This is a genomic window from Turicimonas sp. TL08 (assembly GCF_054660695.1).
This window is the reverse complement of sequence record NZ_BAAGDP010000012.1, coordinates 1-18,617: the sequence shown is the minus strand read 5'-3', so window position 1 is coordinate 18,617 and position 18,617 is coordinate 1. Positions and strand designations below refer to the sequence as shown.

The 18,617-nt window shown below is 41.8% G+C and carries 17 protein-coding genes and 1 tRNA gene; 9 read left to right on the top strand and 9 right to left on the bottom strand.

All coding sequences use genetic code 11. The features are described from left to right. Positions 1 to 4: 4 nt before the first annotated feature. From ACYQ4O_RS07510 to ACYQ4O_RS07495, 4 genes are all read right to left on the bottom strand, one after another. Complete coding sequence (locus ACYQ4O_RS07510) at positions 5 to 997, bottom strand: ABC transporter substrate binding protein (RefSeq protein WP_460175236.1); 993 nt, start codon at positions 995 to 997, stop codon at positions 5 to 7. A 220-nt stretch (positions 998 to 1,217) separates the two neighbouring features. Then, a complete protein-coding gene (locus ACYQ4O_RS07505; RefSeq protein ID WP_460175262.1) occupies positions 1,218 to 1,937 on the bottom strand; it encodes an amino acid ABC transporter ATP-binding protein in 720 nt (239 codons plus the stop codon). Positions 1,938 to 1,957: 20 nt separating this feature from the next. Then, positions 1,958 to 2,626 (bottom strand): amino acid ABC transporter permease, encoded by a 669-nt coding sequence (locus ACYQ4O_RS07500; RefSeq protein ID WP_084081492.1) that lies wholly within the window; start codon positions 2,624 to 2,626, stop codon positions 1,958 to 1,960. 87 nt (positions 2,627 to 2,713) lie between these two features. Beyond that, positions 2,714 to 3,478 carry a basic amino acid ABC transporter substrate-binding protein gene (locus ACYQ4O_RS07495; RefSeq protein WP_308513379.1) on the bottom strand — a complete coding sequence of 255 codons (765 nt, stop codon included), beginning with the start codon at positions 3,476 to 3,478 and terminating at the stop codon, positions 2,714 to 2,716. 213 nt (positions 3,479 to 3,691) lie between these two features. On the opposite strand from ACYQ4O_RS07495, the gene ACYQ4O_RS07490 reads away from it, so the two are divergent. Then, on the top strand, positions 3,692 to 3,994 hold the full coding sequence (locus ACYQ4O_RS07490) for a hypothetical protein (protein WP_308513380.1): 303 nt from the start codon (positions 3,692 to 3,694) through the stop codon (positions 3,992 to 3,994). 286 nt (positions 3,995 to 4,280) lie between these two features. Then, a complete protein-coding gene (locus ACYQ4O_RS07485) occupies positions 4,281 to 5,570 on the top strand; it encodes an L-cysteine desulfidase family protein (protein ID WP_460175235.1) in 1,290 nt (429 codons plus the stop codon). A 232-nt stretch (positions 5,571 to 5,802) separates the two neighbouring features. On the opposite strand, the gene ACYQ4O_RS07480 is transcribed toward ACYQ4O_RS07485, so the two are convergent. Next, a tRNA-Ser gene (locus ACYQ4O_RS07480) sits at positions 5,803 to 5,896 on the bottom strand. Positions 5,897 to 6,187: 291 nt separating this feature from the next. Between ACYQ4O_RS07480 and ACYQ4O_RS07475 the strand changes: the two genes are divergently transcribed. Beyond that, entirely contained in the window at positions 6,188 to 7,657 is a 1,470-nt protein-coding gene (locus ACYQ4O_RS07475; protein ID WP_460175234.1) for a DegQ family serine endoprotease, read from the top strand. A gap of 926 nt (positions 7,658 to 8,583) precedes the next feature. Here the strand turns inward: ACYQ4O_RS07475 and ACYQ4O_RS07470 are convergent. Next, positions 8,584 to 9,252 (bottom strand): MarC family protein, encoded by a 669-nt coding sequence (locus ACYQ4O_RS07470; RefSeq protein ID WP_460175233.1) that lies wholly within the window; start codon positions 9,250 to 9,252, stop codon positions 8,584 to 8,586. Positions 9,253 to 9,322: 70 nt separating this feature from the next. Between ACYQ4O_RS07470 and mtgA the strand changes: the two genes are divergently transcribed. Then, complete coding sequence (mtgA, locus tag ACYQ4O_RS07465) at positions 9,323 to 10,045, top strand: monofunctional biosynthetic peptidoglycan transglycosylase (RefSeq protein WP_460175232.1); 723 nt, start codon at positions 9,323 to 9,325, stop codon at positions 10,043 to 10,045. 201 nt (positions 10,046 to 10,246) lie between these two features. Here mtgA and ACYQ4O_RS07460 read toward each other — a convergent pair whose 3' ends face one another. Next, positions 10,247 to 11,353 (bottom strand): acyltransferase, encoded by a 1,107-nt coding sequence (locus ACYQ4O_RS07460; protein ID WP_308513385.1) that lies wholly within the window; start codon positions 11,351 to 11,353, stop codon positions 10,247 to 10,249. A gap of 271 nt (positions 11,354 to 11,624) precedes the next feature. On the opposite strand from ACYQ4O_RS07460, the gene ACYQ4O_RS07455 reads away from it, so the two are divergent. From ACYQ4O_RS07455 to ACYQ4O_RS07435, 5 genes are all read left to right on the top strand, one after another. Next, positions 11,625 to 12,212 (top strand): hypothetical protein, encoded by a 588-nt coding sequence (locus ACYQ4O_RS07455; protein WP_308513386.1) that lies wholly within the window; start codon positions 11,625 to 11,627, stop codon positions 12,210 to 12,212. A gap of 217 nt (positions 12,213 to 12,429) precedes the next feature. Continuing rightward, positions 12,430 to 13,452 carry an amidohydrolase family protein gene (locus ACYQ4O_RS07450; RefSeq protein ID WP_066593086.1) on the top strand — a complete coding sequence of 341 codons (1,023 nt, stop codon included), beginning with the start codon at positions 12,430 to 12,432 and terminating at the stop codon, positions 13,450 to 13,452. A 9-nt stretch (positions 13,453 to 13,461) separates the two neighbouring features. Continuing rightward, a complete protein-coding gene (locus tag ACYQ4O_RS07445; protein WP_308513387.1) occupies positions 13,462 to 14,136 on the top strand; it encodes an orotate phosphoribosyltransferase in 675 nt (224 codons plus the stop codon). Positions 14,137 to 14,640: 504 nt separating this feature from the next. Further along, a complete protein-coding gene (lolA, locus tag ACYQ4O_RS07440; protein WP_460175231.1) occupies positions 14,641 to 15,261 on the top strand; it encodes an outer membrane lipoprotein chaperone LolA in 621 nt (206 codons plus the stop codon). Positions 15,262 to 15,386: 125 nt separating this feature from the next. Further along, positions 15,387 to 16,376 (top strand): metallophosphoesterase family protein, encoded by a 990-nt coding sequence (locus ACYQ4O_RS07435; protein WP_460175230.1) that lies wholly within the window; start codon positions 15,387 to 15,389, stop codon positions 16,374 to 16,376. Here the strand turns inward: ACYQ4O_RS07435 and moeA are convergent. After that, positions 16,285 to 17,511 (bottom strand): molybdopterin molybdotransferase MoeA, encoded by a 1,227-nt coding sequence (gene moeA / locus ACYQ4O_RS07430; RefSeq protein ID WP_308513390.1) that lies wholly within the window; start codon positions 17,509 to 17,511, stop codon positions 16,285 to 16,287. The genes ACYQ4O_RS07435 and moeA overlap by 92 nt on opposite strands. Next, positions 17,508 to 18,107: a molybdenum cofactor guanylyltransferase MobA gene (gene mobA / locus ACYQ4O_RS07425; protein WP_308513391.1), complete on the bottom strand. Its 600-nt coding sequence runs from the start codon at positions 18,105 to 18,107 to the stop codon at positions 17,508 to 17,510. The genes moeA and mobA overlap by 4 nt, the downstream gene beginning before the upstream one ends. Positions 18,108 to 18,617: the final 510 nt, after the last annotated feature.

Genomic DNA, 18,617 nt, shown 5'->3' with positions numbered 1-18,617 from the left:
TTTATTATTTAACGACTTCATGGTTAAGATCGGCAGGGATCTTGGCGCCTAAGTTCTTGAGAGAAGATTCACTGATAAGAGTTTTGAATTCTTTCTGGAACTGAATTGCCATATCTTCAGGTTTGCTCTTTCCTTCGAGAATGTCGGCGGCCATGTTGCCGGCAATCTTGCCTAACTCATAATAGTCAATAGCAACGGAAGCAAAGCATCCTTCTTTGGTCATCCCGCCTTCACCGGCGAATATTGGAAGTTTTGCCGTTTCAGTAATTTTCAATAGAGCCGGGACTGCAGAAGCAATCGTGTTGTCTGTAGGTATATAAATTGCATCGACCTTTCCGACAAGACTTTGGGCTGCCTGCTGAATGTCATTGACGCTGGAAACTGTAGCCTCTTTAACTTCTAAGTTCTTAGCTTTAGCAATATCTTTAAAAATCTGAACTTGTCGTTCTGAGTTAATTTCACTGGAGGAATAGATAGTTCCGACTTTCTTGGTTTCCGGATAAATCTTGAGCATTAATTCAACCAATGTGTCGATTGGAGCCATGTCGGAAGAACCGGTGACGTTAGTGCCCGGCTTATCATTTTTCTTGACGAGTTTAGCAATTTCAAAGTCGGTGACAGCTGTGGCAACGATAGGAGTAGTTTTTGTTGCATTAGCCATCGTCTGGGCTGCCGGAGTTGCAATAGCACCGATTAAGTCAACTTTGTTGCTTGTAAAACGCTGGGCAATATTTCTAAGATTAGATTGGTCGGCCTGAGCGTTTTGGAAGTCAAACTTGACGTTCTTTCCTTCTTTGAAACCTCTGGCGGCAAGCGCATCAACAAAACCCTTGTTTGCTTCGTCTAAAGCTTTGTGTTCGACAAGCTGTACAACTCCGATGTTGTATTGTTTTTCAGCTGCGGTATTTTGTGGTGCGGCCTTCTTATCGTCGCAAGCTGTGAGGGTGAGAGCGGTCAAAACGGCAGCTCCCAAAAGGACTAAACGGTTTAACTTCATAATAAAACTCTTTTTATAAGTAAATAAACGTCTTTCTGATTGTATCAATGGGAAATTTTTAAGACGAAAATTGACAAACCTTTTTGAAGGAAAAACACTGAGAAGAATGAGCTATTGTTTTTTCTTTCTAACATCAAGAGGCAACGAACAAAAAAAGCCTTTGTGCGCTAAGGACAAAGGCTTTAAAAAAGGAAGGACAGGGGAGTCCTTCTTGAACAACTTATAGAATTTTGGACAAGAAACTCTTGGTTCTTTCGTTCTGAGGATTAGAGAAAAACTCTTCCGGTTCGTTCTCTTCCAAAATATAGCCGCCGTCTACGAACATAACTCGGTCGGCAACTTCTTTGGCAAAGCCCATTTCATGAGTTACCACGACCATCGTCATACCTTCTTTGGCCAAAGCTTTCATTACATCGAGTACTTCTTTAACCATTTCCGGGTCGAGAGCACTTGTCGGTTCATCGAACAAAAGAACTTCAGGGTTCATCGCAAGTGCGCGCGCGATTGCAACACGTTGCTGCTGACCGCCGGACAATTCGTCAGGATAAGAGGAAGCTTTGTGCTCCAACCCGACTCTTCTTAAAAGTGCGAGAGCTTTTTCTTCGGCTTTCTGTTTAGAAATCTTTCTAACTTCAACCGGAGCAAGCATGATGTTCTGAAGAACTGTCATGTTAGGAAAAAGGTTGAATCGCTGAAACACCATGCCCACTTCTTTACGGATGGCATTCAGGTTGGTGCCTTTTTCTAACTTGATGTTATCAATCAGGATGTCTCCCCCGGAAGGTTCTTCCAGGTAGTTTAGACATCTCAAGATTGTGCTTTTGCCGCTGCCGGACGGGCCGATAATGCAGACAACTTCTTTTTCTTTAATTTCAAGATTGATATCTTTGAGAACGGTCACATCTCCGAATTTTTTGGTGAGATGCTTGACGGAAATCATTGTTTTTTCAGACATGTTCGTTACCTTTTGCTTGTGTTAAAACGCTTTTCCAAAACGGCAACTAGCCTGGAAATACAGAGTGTCATGATTAAGTAGAGGATCGCAACGACCATCCAGACTTCGAATACGGCGTAAGTTCTGGAGATAATCATCTGACCTGTTCTTGTAAGCTCTTCGAAACCGATAACGGACACGAGAGAAGAATCTTTCAACATTGCAATGAATTCATTGCCAAGAGGCGGGATGATTCTCTTAAATGCCTGAGGCATAATGACAAACTTCATTGACTGGAACCAGTTAAGACCCAATGCACGGGAAGCTTCGAACTGACCTTTGTCTATACTCTGGATGCCGCTTCGGAAGATTTCAGCAACATAGGCGCCGCTATTAATAGAACATGCTGCGACGGCCGCAAAAAACGGGTCTATTCTCATTCCTAAGATTTTTGGAAGAGCAAAGTAAACCAAGAAGATTTGGACCAACAGCGGTGTTCCGCGAATAAAGTCTACGTAGATACCTGCCAGCCATCGGATGGCTTTAAAGTTGGAAAGACGGGCAATACCAACTACCATACCGATTAACAAACCAATACCAACGGAGAGTGCTGTGATTTCAAGCGTTACAGCTGCGCCTTTTAAAAGTAAAGGAAGATTGTCGATTATGAGATCAAAGTCAAGATCAATTGACATTTATGTCGCCTCTTGTAAATGAGCTTTCCTAGAGACGGACCGTCTAGGAAAGCTTTGAGTAGTTAAATCAAAGAGATGAAAGGAAAATTATGCGCCGAACCATTTCTTATGGATTTTGTCGAATTCTCCATTTTTCTTAAGTTCAGCAATGGCATCGTTAACTTTCTTTGTCAATTCATCATTACCTTTCTTAAGTGCGATGCCATAGCTTTCTTCTTCCATGACGTTTCCGATCATCTTGCCCTTACCGCCTTGAACGAGGTAGTAGGCAACTACCGGATGGTCATTAATACAGGCATCAACACCCTTGTTAGACAATTCCAAGAATTGTTCATCAGAATTATTGAATGTCACGACTTTTGCATCAGGAACCGTTGCTGCTTTGAATGCACCTGTGGTTCCCAATTGAACGCCGATTCTTTTACCTTTCAAATCATCCAAAGATTTGACTTCATTATTATCGGGATTAACCAAAATAATGAGGCCGGAAGTGTAGTAAGGAACAGAGAAGTTCACCTGTTTCTTTCTATCTTCATTGATTGTCATACCTGCGATGGCCATATCGATATTGCCTGTAGCAATAGCCGGGATCAGGCCGTCAAATGCCAGGTTGTGCAATTCAACTTTGTAACCCATCTGCTTGCCGATGGCTCTGATGAGATCCATATCGAAACCGGTCAGCTCAGCATCTTTCCCTTGGAATTCGAACGGAGCAAATGTTGGGTTCGTTCCGACACGAAGGATTTTTTCCTGAGGCTTAGCAGCAGTTTCTTTTTTATCATCGCAGCCAACCAGAAGGCTGGTGCTGAGCAATGCAACAAGCGGAAGTGCAAGTAAGGTTCTTTTCAGCATTTGTTTTCCTTAAATTTAAGAATTCTGTTCAGATCTTCCCTAGTCTAATAGTTGAAAGCCCTGGAAACTCGGAAGGAGGTAGCAAATGCGGATAAAGCTCCAAACTTAGGGTTAAATCGGAGGTGGATTGTAAATTGCCAGCATTGAGTCAAAAGAAAAAAAGAGTAACGAGACTTCACATAGACTGAGCAAAATTAGTTGAGGAGAAGAAAAGTGAAAAAGATTGCAGGGTTGTCTATTTCGTTAGCTCTTATCCTAGCCGGCTGCAGCTGGTCGACGGATCAACTCGGTCCAAATACATACGAAATTTCAGGCTATTTTGATTTCACAATGAAGGGCTCGGTTGTCGTTCAAGGGCTTGAAATGCAGGCGGACGCTCAGTGCAAAACTATTGGGCCCGACTATGTCCCGGAGGTATTTTCTATAAGTTATAAAAACCGAGTATTTAATTATGAGGCACAGAGAGCCTCTGCCGTCATCAAATACCACTGCGTAAAGCAAGAGCAGAAAAAGTAAATTAGGATGGCAGACAAACCATTAAAGGCAACCAAATTTTATTAGAAGTTTTCTTGCTTTTGTTATAAAAAATTCTGCTTTTTCTCGTGAAGATCTGCAAAAAGATAATAAAAATTTGGAAACGGAATAACGCGTATGCCTAGGGTATTTCCTTATTTTTGTTAGAGGTTTTTGTTTCTGTGGTATTTGCTCTTACGGTAATCGGCAGAAAAAGGTAAATTTCAACTTTTAATTCATCAAAGGAAGAAACGGAGACTCAAAAGGTTTCTAGTTTTCAGAGATCAATATGCTCAACAAGACAAAACGTGATCAAATTATTTCCCTTATCAATCGAGAAGTTGTCCCGGCCTTAGGGTGTACGGAACCAATTGCCGTTGCGTTATGCGTTGCAAAAGCCCGGGAGTTGCTTGGTGAGATGCCCGAAAAAATCCGGCTATCATTGAGCGGAAACATTATCAAAAACGCAATGGGTGTTGGAATTCCGGGTACGGGAATGATTGGTCTGCCTATTGCCGTGGCTCTGGGCGCTTTGATCGGAAAGTCAGAATTGGGCCTTGAAGTTCTTCAAGAGGTAAATGAAGAAGCTGTAGAAAAGGCAAAAGTTTTTCTTGACAAAGATTGCATCGAAATCATTCACGATGAAGAGGCGCCTTCTAATCTTTTTATTGACACCGTCGTTTCTCACGGAACTCAAACAGCACGTGCGGTTATTTCAAGAAACCATACACACTTCGTCTTTCTAGAAAAAAACGGAGAAAGAGTTTATGAAGAAGAGGGTTGGAACAATGCCGGCGCTGAAGAAGACGAAGCTGAAGAAGTTCAGCTCGACATGAAGACAGTTTATGAGTTTGCTACTGAGTCTTCCATTGAAGAGATCTCTTTTATTCTTAGAGCGAGAGATATGAACAAGAAGGCCGCTGAGTTGGCCTTAGCACATGATTACGGACACTCTTTAGGCGCAATGATTAAAAATAGAGGGGCAAGGTATTTCGGCGACACTACCGTAGCTCATATGATTTCTTATACTTCCGCCGCTTGTGATGCACGTATGGGCGGAGCAGCAATTGCCGTAATGTCCAATTCCGGAAGCGGAAATCAAGGCATCACGGCCACAATGCCGGTAGTTGCTTATGCCGAAGATTGCGATGCATCCGATGAACAATTGATTCGAGCGCTGACCTTAAGTCATTTAACCAGTATTTACATCAAACAGAATCTTGGGCGCCTCTCTGCGTTATGCGGATGCGTGGTAGCTTCTACTGGTGCCTCCTCCGGAATTACTTGGCTAATGGGCGGCAAATATGAGGAAGTTTGCGCAGCGATTAAGAATATGATTGCCAACTTGGCCGGAATGCTGTGTGATGGCGCAAAACCTGCTTGTTCTCTGAAGATTTCATCCGGGGTCTCTACTGCGATGATGTCCGCGCTTCTCGCGATGAATGAACATTGCGTGACTAAGCTGGAAGGCATCGTGAGCGACGATATTGATGAGACGATTAGAAATTTAACTGCTATCGGCAAAGAATCTATGATGGAAACTGATAAACAGGTCTTGCAGATCATGATTTGCAAATAAGATTCTGTTCAGCGATTGAACCTTGATAAGCACGAGATGTCCTTTCCATTCACAAGGCATCTCGTTTTTTCGTAAAACAAGCTTATAAAGAAGATTGAATTTGGATTGGATGAACCAAAAACTTACTCAATGCTGAGAGAAAAATTTCGTATCGAGGAAGTCGAAAATCGGTGTGAAATTATTAGAATTTCGGAGAAAATCGTTTGCAGCTTATTGATTTTATTGAATAAATTGGCGGAAGAAGAGGGATTCGAACCCTCGAGACCGGTTATAGCCAGTCTGCGCCCTTAGCAGGGGCGTGCCTTCAGCCTCTCAGCCATTCTTCCGCACAACTTCACTCGTCTGTTTGAGTGAAGCACGAATTGTATAGGTAAAAAATAAAAAGGTCAAATATTCTTTTAATTGGAATCCTTGGATCAAGAGTGCCAATGGGCGGGAGGCGTTCTAAAGAGGATTTTTAAAATCGAGAAATGGATTGTTTGTCAATTTGTATACAAAGAAATGTCTTTTTACCTGTTTTACGAGTGTTTGCTAACAAAACCTCTCGTTAAGGAGACATTAATCAGGAACTGAAATATTCTCAAAATGAAATTCTTCCCTTAACACTTGGAGAACTAATGATTCAAAAGATTTTGAACAAGAAAGTGTTAGCCGCTGCAGTCGCCCTGACAGCTGCTTCCGGGTTTTTCTTTTCCCAGAATAATGCACTTTCTCCCGTCCCTGTAGTACATGCTCAGTCCGTTGCTCAGCAGCTCCCTGATTTTACAAAGTTGGTCGAAGAAAATGGTAAGGCAGTCGTCAGTATTGACGTTACCAAAACAATGTCAAAGAGACCGCATCCTTCATTAGACGGAATTCCAAAAGATCAGCTTGATCAGTTGAGACGTTTTGGCTTCCCACTCCCGTTCGGCCAAATGCCGAAAGCTCCGGGCGGAAAGGCTCCTAAAAGAAAAGGACAGGGTTCCGGCTTCATTATCAGTTCTGACGGTTTGATTCTTACAAATCATCACGTTGTTCGTGATGCAACTGACATTACCGTTCACTTGACTGACAAACGGGAATTCAAGGCTAAAGTTCTTGGTTCAGATGAAAAAACGGATATCGCCGTTGTTAAAGTCGAAGCGACCGATCTCCCGACAGTCAAACTCGGAAAGTCCAGCAAGGTTAAAGTTGGAGAATGGGTTGCTGCTATTGGGGCTCCATTCGGACTTGAAAACACTGTGACGAGCGGTATCGTTTCTGCTAAGAGCCGAGACCTTCCGGACGACCAGTTTGTTCCTTTCATTCAGACAGATGCAGCTGTGAACCCAGGCAATTCCGGTGGTCCGCTGTTCAACATGGCAGGAGAAGTTATCGGTATCAATTCTCAGATCTTCTCTACTTCAGGCGGGTTCATGGGATTGTCTTTTGCTATTCCTATTGATTTGGCTCTTGAAGTTAAGGATCAGCTTCTTAAAGACGGTAAAGTTTCCCGCGGCAGAATTGGTGTTCTTATCCAAGGCATGTCTCCGGAATTAGCAAAGAGTTTCAACCTTAAGAAGGCTGAGGGGGCTCTTATTGCTGAAGTCCAGAAAGAAGGACCGGCGGCTAAGGCTGGGTTGCAGGAAGGTGATATTGTTATTGAATATGCCGGTACCCCTGTGTCTGAACCTCGCGATCTCTCAAGGGCTGTTGCAAAGACAAGGCCCGGTACCTCTTCCAAGATGAAAGTCATTCGCGATGGCAAAGAAGTCGTAGTGACGATCACTGTTGAAGAAATGAAGGGGGCTCCCGAAGTCAAAGCCAGCGTTCAGGAAAAAGCAAAACTTGGTGTCTCTGTTCGTCCGTTGAATGATGAAGAGAAAAAGAAGTTCGAAAATGGTCTTGTAATTGTTGAGGTTAGCCCTGATAGCCCGGCTGAAGAGGCTGGTCTTAAAGCAGGTGACATTCTTATAAAAGTTGGCGGCAAGACCGTTAAGACTTTTGATGAACTTAAAGAAACAGTTGCTAAGGCACAAGACTTGCTTCCTGTTTTGGTTGACAGACAAGGTCAAAGAACTTTTGTTCCAATTAAGCTGAAGCCGGAAGAAAAAGCTGACAAGAAGTAAGACTCCGTAATTAACAAGTAAAAAGCGCTCTTCGGGGCGCTTTTCAAATTCTGACGAGCATTTAAGTATTTTTTCAAACAAGCTTATTTTTTATCCTAATTACAGTTCACTCCACGTTCAGTGCGTAACAAAAGTATTTCTAAAAGTTATTAATCAGAAAATCTTGCAGATAAATAATTCCCAATAAAATGGGGTTGAATCTTTATCTATTGATTATTAAAAATAACTTTTAAATTGCTAATAAAAGTAAGGAATGTAACAGAATAGAAAACGAGAAGAAAATAGAGAGAACGTGAAGGATCGAGAGACTCAAATTTTTATTTTTTCATATAGTTTGCTAAATGTTTGTACGCTTAGTTTCGAATAAAAAATCCCAAATACACAGTATCAGACAAACAGATCACAGGGAGACTCCTAATAGTATTTACATGAAATTCAAAGAGATTTGGCCACTTACCCACTTATTAAAATATATCCGATGTTTATAATGAATTGTGTTCAGTAAAGGCAAAGAAGCAGTTCGCAGAGGTATCAGTGCAGAGGTTGGAGGCTCGGGCGCTGATTCAGAAACCGCGGCGTAATTCCTTATCTGTTTTCTATGCTATTCGTGGAGGTGAATATGGAACAGCTATTACAAGAAATGTCAGCTTACAGCGATTTGCTAATCATTCTCGGAGTTTTGGTTTTAGCTATCGTAAGTCTTTATTCAAAAGTATCTGGTAAAAAACAGAAAAAATAACATTCCTTTATCTGTTTTCGTATTCTTTAAGTTTCAATCTTAATTAGAAATGCATGTGCGCATTCTGCTAATTCTTTAATTCTTAACTAAATTTCGTCCTCCAAACGCAGTCAAGAAGCCTCAAAATAATTTGGACCTCGCATCATGGCCGAGGTCCTAGTAAATTTCAAGATTGATTCGTCGCTCTTTAATGAGGAAGGCTGACTACCAGTTTCGTCACTAATTCTGAGACACCGGTCCACAAGATTTGGACGCCAAGGCAAAGAAGAATAAACGAGAAAATTCTTTGAATAGCATCCGAACCGGTTGCGCCGAGGCGTGCCGTGATGCGGTCTGAGTATTTAAAGCAGACAAAGATGGTGAGAGTTGTTGCTAAAGCTGCCAAATTAACGGCAAGGATATTGGTCAGATTAATTTCCGTTGAAGTACCGATAGCGGTTGCGACCGAGATAGCTCCTGGACCAACCGTGAGAGGCAAGGTCAACGGATAAAATGCCTTAGCCATCAGCTCGTTATTAGAGATTTTTTTTGCAGGATCTACAGGAGTGTCTTCTGCTGTAGGAGCATTCAGCATTGACCAGCCGGCGCCGAAAAGAACTAAACCGCCGCCGACTCTTAAAACACCGAGAGATATTCCAAAGAAGCTAAGGATAAAGGAACCAATCCATAAAGACCCAATGGTCATAAGGAAGCAATAGACTGCAATTCTTGCAGCAAGTTTGCCACGGATGTCTCTTGTGGCTGATATCGTCATGGACAAAAAGAACATCGCTCCTCCAATAGGGTTAATCACCGTTATTAGAGAGGAATAAACATACAAAAATGTATTGGAGAACTGAGATAAATTAAAATCCATGATTTGAACCGTTAATTAAATGCATACGCAGTCTTGATTCGGAAGCGAATATTACTCTAATAGTTTTTCCATGGTGAAGATAAGAAACAAAACTGGTACTTTTGCTAGATGGATAAAGAGAGTAATGCTGGGTTTTCTTGTTCTTTTTCTCATTTTTCAAATTCACTACATCCTCAGGATTACCTGGTTTGGTTTTTTCGAACCTTCTTCTACGCCGTATATGAGGCAGGAAGAAATTCGAATGAATGAAGCATCTTTGAGAAAAATTCAATATCAGTGGGTCGATTTCTCCCAAATCTCTCCTTATTTAATAAGAGCAGTGGTTGCAGCCGAGGATGCCAAATTTATGGAGCACTCGGGTGTACAGTGGGAAGCCGTTCGGGAGGCTTTTATTGCCAACATTCTGAAAGATAGAAGAGCACCCGGTGGTTCTACCCTGACTCAGCAAACGGTGAAAAATCTATTTCTCAGTCACGAGAGAAGTTACTTAAGAAAAGCGGAAGAAATATTTCTTGCGCAAATGATGGAATTGCTCTGGAGTAAAAAGAGAATTCTTGAGACTTATTTAAATATTGCTGAGTTTGGCGACGGAATTTTTGGGGTGGAGGCCGCCTCACGCTACTACTTTCATAAAAATGCTTCAAAATTGAGTAAATCTGAAAGTGTCTGGCTGGCCTCCATTCTCATCAACCCCAAAGAGTATCAGAATAGGAAAAGGACGCCTCATCTCAACCGCCGAATTAATCGAATTAATCACGACATGGAACTTGTAGAAGTCCCCTCACGGAAATAAACCGGAATCTCATTGGTTTATTTGCGGAAAAAACTTCTGCTAAATCTGTTTGTGGTTCGAGCTTTGACTTGATACATCAAGTAGGCTTGAAGTAACGCTTTTAAAACTTTCTTCATAAATTACCTCCTTCATTCCTATAGTACCCTAAGTAGGGGGATTTACTTATTGATTTTTGCTCAAAACAGAACTAATTACAAATTTCTAATTTGGACTGTCAAAAAATCGCTGAATTTTTGAGTCTATCGGAGCAAGCTTCGGCATAAGGACTTGCTTGAACCACTTCCTCATATAGTGTTCTCTTCCCATTTCTATAAGAGTACAAATGGTAAAGACTACCGTCGTAACCCCCAAAGCATAAGGAATGAAATAGGGTTCATTTAAATGCTCATTGATATTAAACACAGTCTTCCAAAGCCATGGATAGAGGGTCGGATTCTCATGTATAAGATAGACGCCGAGCATAGCTGCGGCAACTTTGTTTATCCATGGGAAATACCCGAGACGCCATTGTTTAAAAAGAATAAAAAGTCCCAGTGAGGAGAGCAGGGTAAAAATGCTCGTCATATTGGCAAAGGTAAACCAGTCAACAAATCCAATGTTCCATGAACTTCGGTTACTCATATCCGCGATCCAGATTAACCCGGCAACACACAGCCAAGGAACCGTCGCCAGGAGAACCGCTTTTAATGTAGAGAGCCGATACCTCTCTAATTTTGTTCTCAGATAAGCACCGACGAAGAAGAGATAAATAAACCAAAGAAGAGAGGAACCGTAGTACTCCGTTTTTGTGGTAATTGTAGGAATCACGGACCAAATTAGTCCAAAAACTAATATTAGAGCCAGAAGTTTCTTTTCTCCTAAGGAGCGAATGGTAAGGGTCAGGAAAGGGGAAGCGAGGATCAATACAAAATAGGCAGAAATAAACCAATAGAAATCATTTCTTATTGGGAAGAAACAACTAATTAGCCCCGACCAAGTAAATTCTTTGACTCCCACGGCGGTAAAAACTAAATAGAAGAGAAATACATAAAAGAAAGTAGAAATCCATAGATAAACCAAAGAACTTAGCTTGCTTATCTTATTGCAGATGAAATATCCGGTGATAAGAACAAATAAGTCGACTCCAATTTTGCCGCCGGTAGAAAATAACTGAGTGAAATAGTAGTTCCCGCTCATTGGAAAATCTCCTTTCCAGATCGGCACTCCTCCATGTACGGCAAAGTGATGAGCAACGATTAGAAACATCGCTAATATTCTTGATGCTTCAATATTTGAAAAACGTGGAACTTGGTTCGGCGCGTTGTTCATTAAATGGTTTCCTTCTTTAATTAAATTATGGATTTCCCTAATACATAGCAAAAGACCTCGGAAGATTTGAAAAATATTGCCCAAAGTGAGTATCGGACGAATTTAGTACGCAAATTAAAAAACGCGGTTAAATGTCGACAGGTAGGCAATTCCGAAAAGGGTGAAGAAAAAAGAGATTTTTTATCGCCAAAAAGCGCGAAATGGCTAAGAAAAACCCTGACGGAAACTTTAAATGCTTGTATGATTAACTATAACAGGATGGAGGGATGTTATGACAGAGAGGGGCGAATACTCTCTATCCTTCCAGCAATTTTTAAGCAAAAATGAGCGGAAGATAGAAGCGATCCACCAATCTGCCTCTCGGGTAACAGGTCAAATTAGTCACCCGGCAGAGGCGAGGTTTTCAGATCTGGGGATGTACCTGGAAGAGATAAGTCAAGTCATTGACAGGTTGCGCCAATGGAGAGCGCAGACCAAGCAGATTCTCGACGGTATCAACAAGAGGTATCCGCCGGAGAAGACCAGGGAGCTCTTGTCTCTTAAAGAATATGGAGAACTCTGTAATTTGATTGGTTTTACCGCTCAGGAGTACGTCCAACTCAATGAAAAATACGAAAAGTTAATTTTCGGTTTGGAAGATCTTCAGTCCAGCTACTCCTATATTCATTCTGCCGACAACGAAATCAAGCTTTCTCCTCATCAGGCCGAAATCTTGTTAGATATTCTCGAAGAATTGGATCGCGAGCATCGGCTGACAGACGAAGGGGTGGAACTTTTAGCTTACCTCTATGATGCCACTGACAAGCATCACTCTCAGAAGCATTCAGAGCTTTCTACAACAAACAGCTCAATTAACTAATTTTCCAAGATTTACATTTCGGGGAAAGCCCTTTAAAAAAACACAAAACGAAAGTCTCTAGTTTTGATATCCTTACGCCTATGAAACTTAACGGCACAAGAATAAAACTAATTAGTTCGGTACAAAAAATTCGACAAGGCGCGATTGCACCTAGGTTTACTATTTCTTAAAAACGGCTTTGAAGCCGTTTTTTTTACATGCGGAGAGCTTTATCAACATGAATTTAGAAACACCTCTTACCATCCGCTCGATGATTGAGCCCGTTATCAAACGAAACGGAGGATGGGTTAATACGCACGCGCATGCAGATCGTTCATTTACTCTCAGTCCTGATGTTTTACACATGCGTAAGACCTGTACTTTGCAGCAAAAGTGGGATGCCTTAGATAAGTTAAAGGCAGAATCAACGGAAGAAGATTTTTACAGAAGATTTTCTCAGTTATTTGAGCTCATGATTTCTCAGGGAGTTACTGCTTTGGGAACCTTCGTGGATATTGATCCTCAGAGTAAAGACAGAGCAATCAAAGCCGGTATCAGGGCTCGTGAACACTATAAAGATCAGCTGGAAGTTAAGTTTGCCAATCAAACTTTGAAGGGCGTAATTCATCCGGAAGCAAAAGAATGGTTCGATATCGGTGCTGAAATGGTTGATATCATCGGTGCTCTTCCAAAAAGAGATGAGAAAGACTACGGTAAAGGTTCCGAAGCCTTCGATATCATTCTAAGTACGGCTAAGAGATTAAATAAGATGGTTCATGTTCACGTGGACCAGTTCAATGAGTCCTTGGAGTACGAAACTGAAGAACTTTGCATGAAGACTATTGAGCATGGAATGCAAGGTAAAGTAGTAGCTATTCATGGTATTTCTATTGCAGCTCACTCTAAGAAGTACAGACATCGTCTTTATGAACTCATGAAGCAAGCTGATGTCATGATGATTGCTTGTCCAACTGCTTGGATTGATACTCCGCGTTCTGAGGCAATTGGTCCTGTTCATAACTCTATGACCCCTGTAGATGAGCTTGTTCCGGCTGGAATTACAGTTGCTTTAGGAACTGATAACGTCTGCGATGCCATGGTGCCGTGGAATAACGGTGATATGTGGCATGAACTCACCACATTGGCCACCGGCTGCAGATTTGACGAAATGGAAGAATTGGCAAAGATCGCCACAATTAACGGCAGAAAAGTTCTCGGTCTTCCTCCTCTTCAGAACACTGACTTCACAGTACATATTTAAGGAAAGAGAATGGCAACATCATTTATTGCTCAAGACATTATTGCAGAACATCTTTTGGTAAATAATGCCATCGTTTTTCTGAAAAACTCTCCTATGCGTCTGAAGTCGGGTTTGATTACTCCGATCTATGTGGATAACAGAATTTTGTCTTCTTTTCCGGAAGCTTGGAGAGACGTCATTGAAACTATGGCCTCGAGAATTATCGAACTCCAGCTGAAATTTGACGTGATTGCAGGCGTAGAAGGCGCGGGAACTGCGCACGGCGCCGCTTTAGCCTATCGTCTGAATGTTCCATTCGTTACTGTAAGACAACAAGCAAAAACTTATGGAAACAAGAGCCGTATTGACGGGGTGGATGTAAAAGGCCAAAAAGTTTTGATTATTGAGGACCATTTATCTACCGGTATCTCTTTACTTGATGCCGTAAAGGTCCTGAGAGAAGCCGGGGCCGAGGTAACAGACTGCTTTGCAATTACTAACTTCGATATGCCGGAAACCACTCGTCTTTTCTCAAAGAACCATGTAAAGGCCCATCAAATGCTTTCATTTGAATTTATTGTCAACAAGGCCGTACAGATGGGTTTAATCGGACCTGAGGATCTAGACGATATTCATTCCTGGCTTGATACGCCATGGAGCTGGGCTGCCCAGCGCGGTTTACTAGCTCACACAACGGAAAATTAATAAATCCTAACCACGAGAGACTCCTTCCAGTAAGGAGTTTTTCTTTACCTAGCACACTGAGGAAGAAAAGAGGTTGGCTTCCCTGTACCGGAACGCAGCAGGAGGTGTTTGCTGCCTTCGTGAATGGAGGGACGTACAGGGAAGCCTAGAGAAAGATGCCAACTCGAGTTAAAAACCGAGTTAGAAAATTTCACAAAAGCTAACAAATCAAACACTTCTTTAACACTCGAGATAATTTTAGGACCCCCCTTTTATTTTGTGAATAGAGAACTTCCATAATCAAAAAAACGAGTAAGGGAAAAATCTTACCCCCATAAAAAATGAAATGTCTTTAACCTAAAAGAGGTAATTACTTGTTTTTGGTTAAAAAATTTTTACTGTTTTTATTTTTTTTGGGGCTTAGTGATTTCCCTTAACTAAAGAAACAAAGTTAAAATTAGTGAAAATCATTAGTGTGTTAACTAAAGCGATTTCTCAAAACCAATATTTTCTCTGGAGATTAATTTGAAAAAAGTCTGTTTTCCTCTCTTACTGTCCTTTTTCATCAGCACATATGCCTTGGGAGCTGAGGGGATCGAGCTGTTGGAGAATTTTTCAAAGAATGTCAAAAATGCTCAAGGAGAGTTTGACCAGACGGTGGTCGATAAAGGCGGAAAGCAAATTGACCAGTCTACCGGTAAGTTTGTATTCTCGAGGCCCGGAAAATTCTTATGGGAGTACACGGTCCCATTTCCTCAAGAGATGATTTGCAACGGAAAGACTATTTGGGTTTGGGATAAAGATTTAAACCAGGTGACAGTCAGATCCGCAAAGGAGACTATTCCGCAAAGTCCCGCCGCAATTTTATTCGGGGATTCCAATATTAAGAAATACTGGACGGTTAAGAACATAGAAGGATCGGACAACTTAAATTGGATTGAATTGGTTCCTAATGCCGGCAATCTTAACTTTTCTAAGATTACGATGGGCTTTAAAGGCGACCTTCCGGTCAAAATGGAGTTTGTCGGATCTCTCGGAGAAACTTCCAAGCTCACACTTAAAAATGTTGTAACGGACGTTTCCCCCGGCTCTAAATTTTTTAGTTTCGAAATTCCTAAAGGCGCCGACGTTGTAAGACTGGAGTAGGTACGAAAAGGAGGTTGTCCCTCTCGAACGGCAAAAAGATCTTATGAAATAGTGTTATTCTCTGTCTAACGAAAAATTTAGGTGCAGGCTTCAAAATAAATAATAAAAGAGCCTGTTTGTTAGACATGAGATATAGGCGTTCATATTTCGGCCGGAAGAAGGGCCGGGCGCAGGTTTGCGGGAGTTCTCAGCCAGAAGCGAAAGAGCTCAAAAAGTTAGAAAAAATTTTTTTGTGCGGTGACCCTCACGGAGAGTTCGACCACATTCTTAAAGCTATTGATGAATTTCATCCGAATGCGATAATAATTCTAGGGGATCTCACTCCTGATAGGAGTCTGGATGAGATATTCAAAGATATCGGAGAGACGAAAGTTTTCTGGATTCCAGGTAATCACGATACCGATTCAGATTTAATTTATGACCGAATCTGGCGCTCAAAATTCGCAACTAATAACCTCCATGGAAAAGTACTTGACGTCTGTGGGGTTAAAGTCGCCGGTCTAGGCGGTGTATTCCGGGGGCAGATATGGATGCCTCCCGCGCTTCCTTGTTACAGTTCTCCCGGAGTATTTATCAAAAAGCTTGGAAAAGCTACAACTTGGCGAGGAGGTTTGCCGAGACGCCATCGTTCAACTATTTTTAGTTCCGTGTATGACAAGCTAAAAGAGTGTAAAGCAGATGTGCTTGTCACTCATGAGGCTCCTTCTATTCATGCAAAAGGTTTTGAATGTCTTGACGTATTGGCAGATCAATTAGGGGTGAAATATTTTTTTCATGCTCATCAGCATGAAAGTAAAAATTACGGCGTCATCAACGGATTTGTTGCGCGAGGGATTGGACTTAGGGGAGTTATCGACTTAGCAGGAAACGTAATTGTTCCGGCCGAGGCGGATCTCAGAGAAACAGCTAATAAGTTTCAGTATGAAAAGAAACCGAAAGTTAAAAAACTTCCGGCTTCTAAATTCAGACGTTTATACAAAGCCCGCAGAGATCGTCAGTTTAAAGGGCAAAGCGGCTGGAAAGCTATTGATAAACACCCTGGAACGGAACTACGAGGAGGGTTTCGCCAGGCTGGACAGGACCATGCTCCTCGGGAAGATAAATCAAGCAATTAGCAGTGATCATGGAAGCCGAAGCTCCTGTCTTCTGGCTTCCCGCTGAGCGAACCATTGCTTTTCCATTTTCTGTATACAGGATTCCTCTTAAGAATTCCGTATGGCCTTCTCTTTTCTTCATTTTTTCGGTTGCCTCAGCTTCCGCATATTGCATAGAAATATCCTTGGCATTTGCAAGAAGCTGAAGAGCCTGCTTAACGATTACTAAGAAAGTGATTTGTGTAGCTGTGGGATTGCCCGGTAATCCGAAGAAGTAACTTTCTCCAATTTTTCCGATCGCCAAAGGGCGTCCCGGCTTAATTCTGCACTGCCATTGGACAAGTTCGCCTAGCTCTTCCACAACGGTACGGGTAAAGTCCGCTTTACCGACGGAGACACCACCGGAAGTAATGACGGCATCTGCACAATCAGCCGCCTTTTGGAAAGTTTCTTTTAAAGACTCAGGATTGTCTTTAACAATTCCAAGATCTTTAATTTCGAATCCCGCACACTCTAAGAGAGCTCGAATGGCATAACGATTGGAATCGTAAATATGGCCGTCTTTTAAAGGAGAACCTAAGGATTGGAGTTCATCTCCTGTTGAGAAGAAGGCGACTCTGACCTTGCGGAATACCAAGACTTCAGGTATTCCTAAAGTTGCCAAGAAGTTGATGTGCGGAGGCATGATTCGTGTGCCTTTCTCCATACACACAGCACCCTTGGCAAATTCTTCTGCTTTTTTGCGAACATTCTGACCTTTCTTTACGTAACTAGGAAAGGTGATCTCTTTTTCATTAACGGTAACTTGTTCTTGCATCACGACCGTATCAGCCCCCTCAGGAACTTTACCTCCGGTCATAATACGTACACACTCTCCGGTCTTTAATTCACCTAAGAAAGGATGACCGGCAAAAGAACTTCCGACTTCCCTCAAGGTAAATCCTTCAGGAAGGATGTCTTTCGAAGAGAAAGCCCATCCGTCCATTGCTGAATTATCAAAAGCCGGGATATTGATAGGGCAGATAATATCCTCTGCCAAAAAGTATGATAGGGATTCAGACAAAGGCACAAGCCGAGTGTCCTTTATTGCTTCAACGTAGGTTTTGAGGAACTCCAAAGTTTCCCCAAAGCTTTTGGAAGATGAATTTGAACTCATTTGGTATTCCTTTTTAGAAGTGAAAGTTCTTCCAATGTATTAATGTTTTCGAAAGCAGGAAATGGTGCTTCTACCTTGACTTCCAGGACGCCGCATTTTCTTAGCCAGTAGCCGACGGCTCTTTCCCCGGAGTCTAGAAAACTCGATAAGGATGGAAGAAGGGTGCCATGAATCAAAGAATGAAGAGGATATCTTCGGCCATTGTGAACAGGCATAACGCACAACTTGTCATTCTCTTTAGCCTTTTGAAGAAGCACAGAGACCAAATCGTCCGGGAAGAAGGGAGTATCGACAGTTGCGCAGAACAACCATTGGATGTCCGGAATTTCAATAAGCGCCGACTCAATTCCTGCCAAGGGCCCTAGGAATCCCTCTCTCTTATCTTTTATGACTTCAAACCCGAACGGTTTGAAGTAAGAAACATACTCATTAGCGCTGATAACGATATCGTCAACTTGCTTGGACAGGTTCCCAATGACAAGTTCGGCAAAGGGCCGGTCATTTAATTGGACGGCACCCTTGTTAATAGAGCCCATTCTTTTTGCTTGCCCTCCCGCAAGTAAAAGTCCGGTGACTCGTTCCATGGATTCTGACATTTAGGATTCTTAATAAATCTGCATAGAAAAGATTCTAACAGTTGTGATGATTGTACCTAGGAGAATCTGAGACAGGTTGAGAATGCCGTCCTAAAAAGAGAAGGCTACCTCTACATTCCATCTCTGTCAGTTTCAAAAGAAAAATTAAATAAGGTCAAAATAAGAAATAAAAAATTGATAAATGCCAAAAATTTTCGAAGTGTTGTGAAAGTACAAAAATTTTTACATTTAATTTAAGTGGTTGAAATTAATGCAAAAACTAATATTTTACGCCGAATTTATAGAAAATTTTTCATCAAGAGGTTTGACAAGCTCAAAAAAGGTATTTATAGTTCGCACCTCGTTGTTGATGACGAACACGAAATCAGCGACGCAAGTTCTTTAAAAATTTATCGACGAACCGATAAGAGCGGGCACTTAAGTTTAAGAGCGAAAGCGCAAGATTTAAATTTAAGAAGCTCGCTTCTAGTGAGGCAAACGGAGTAGGAAATACTCCGTCAAAACCGAAAC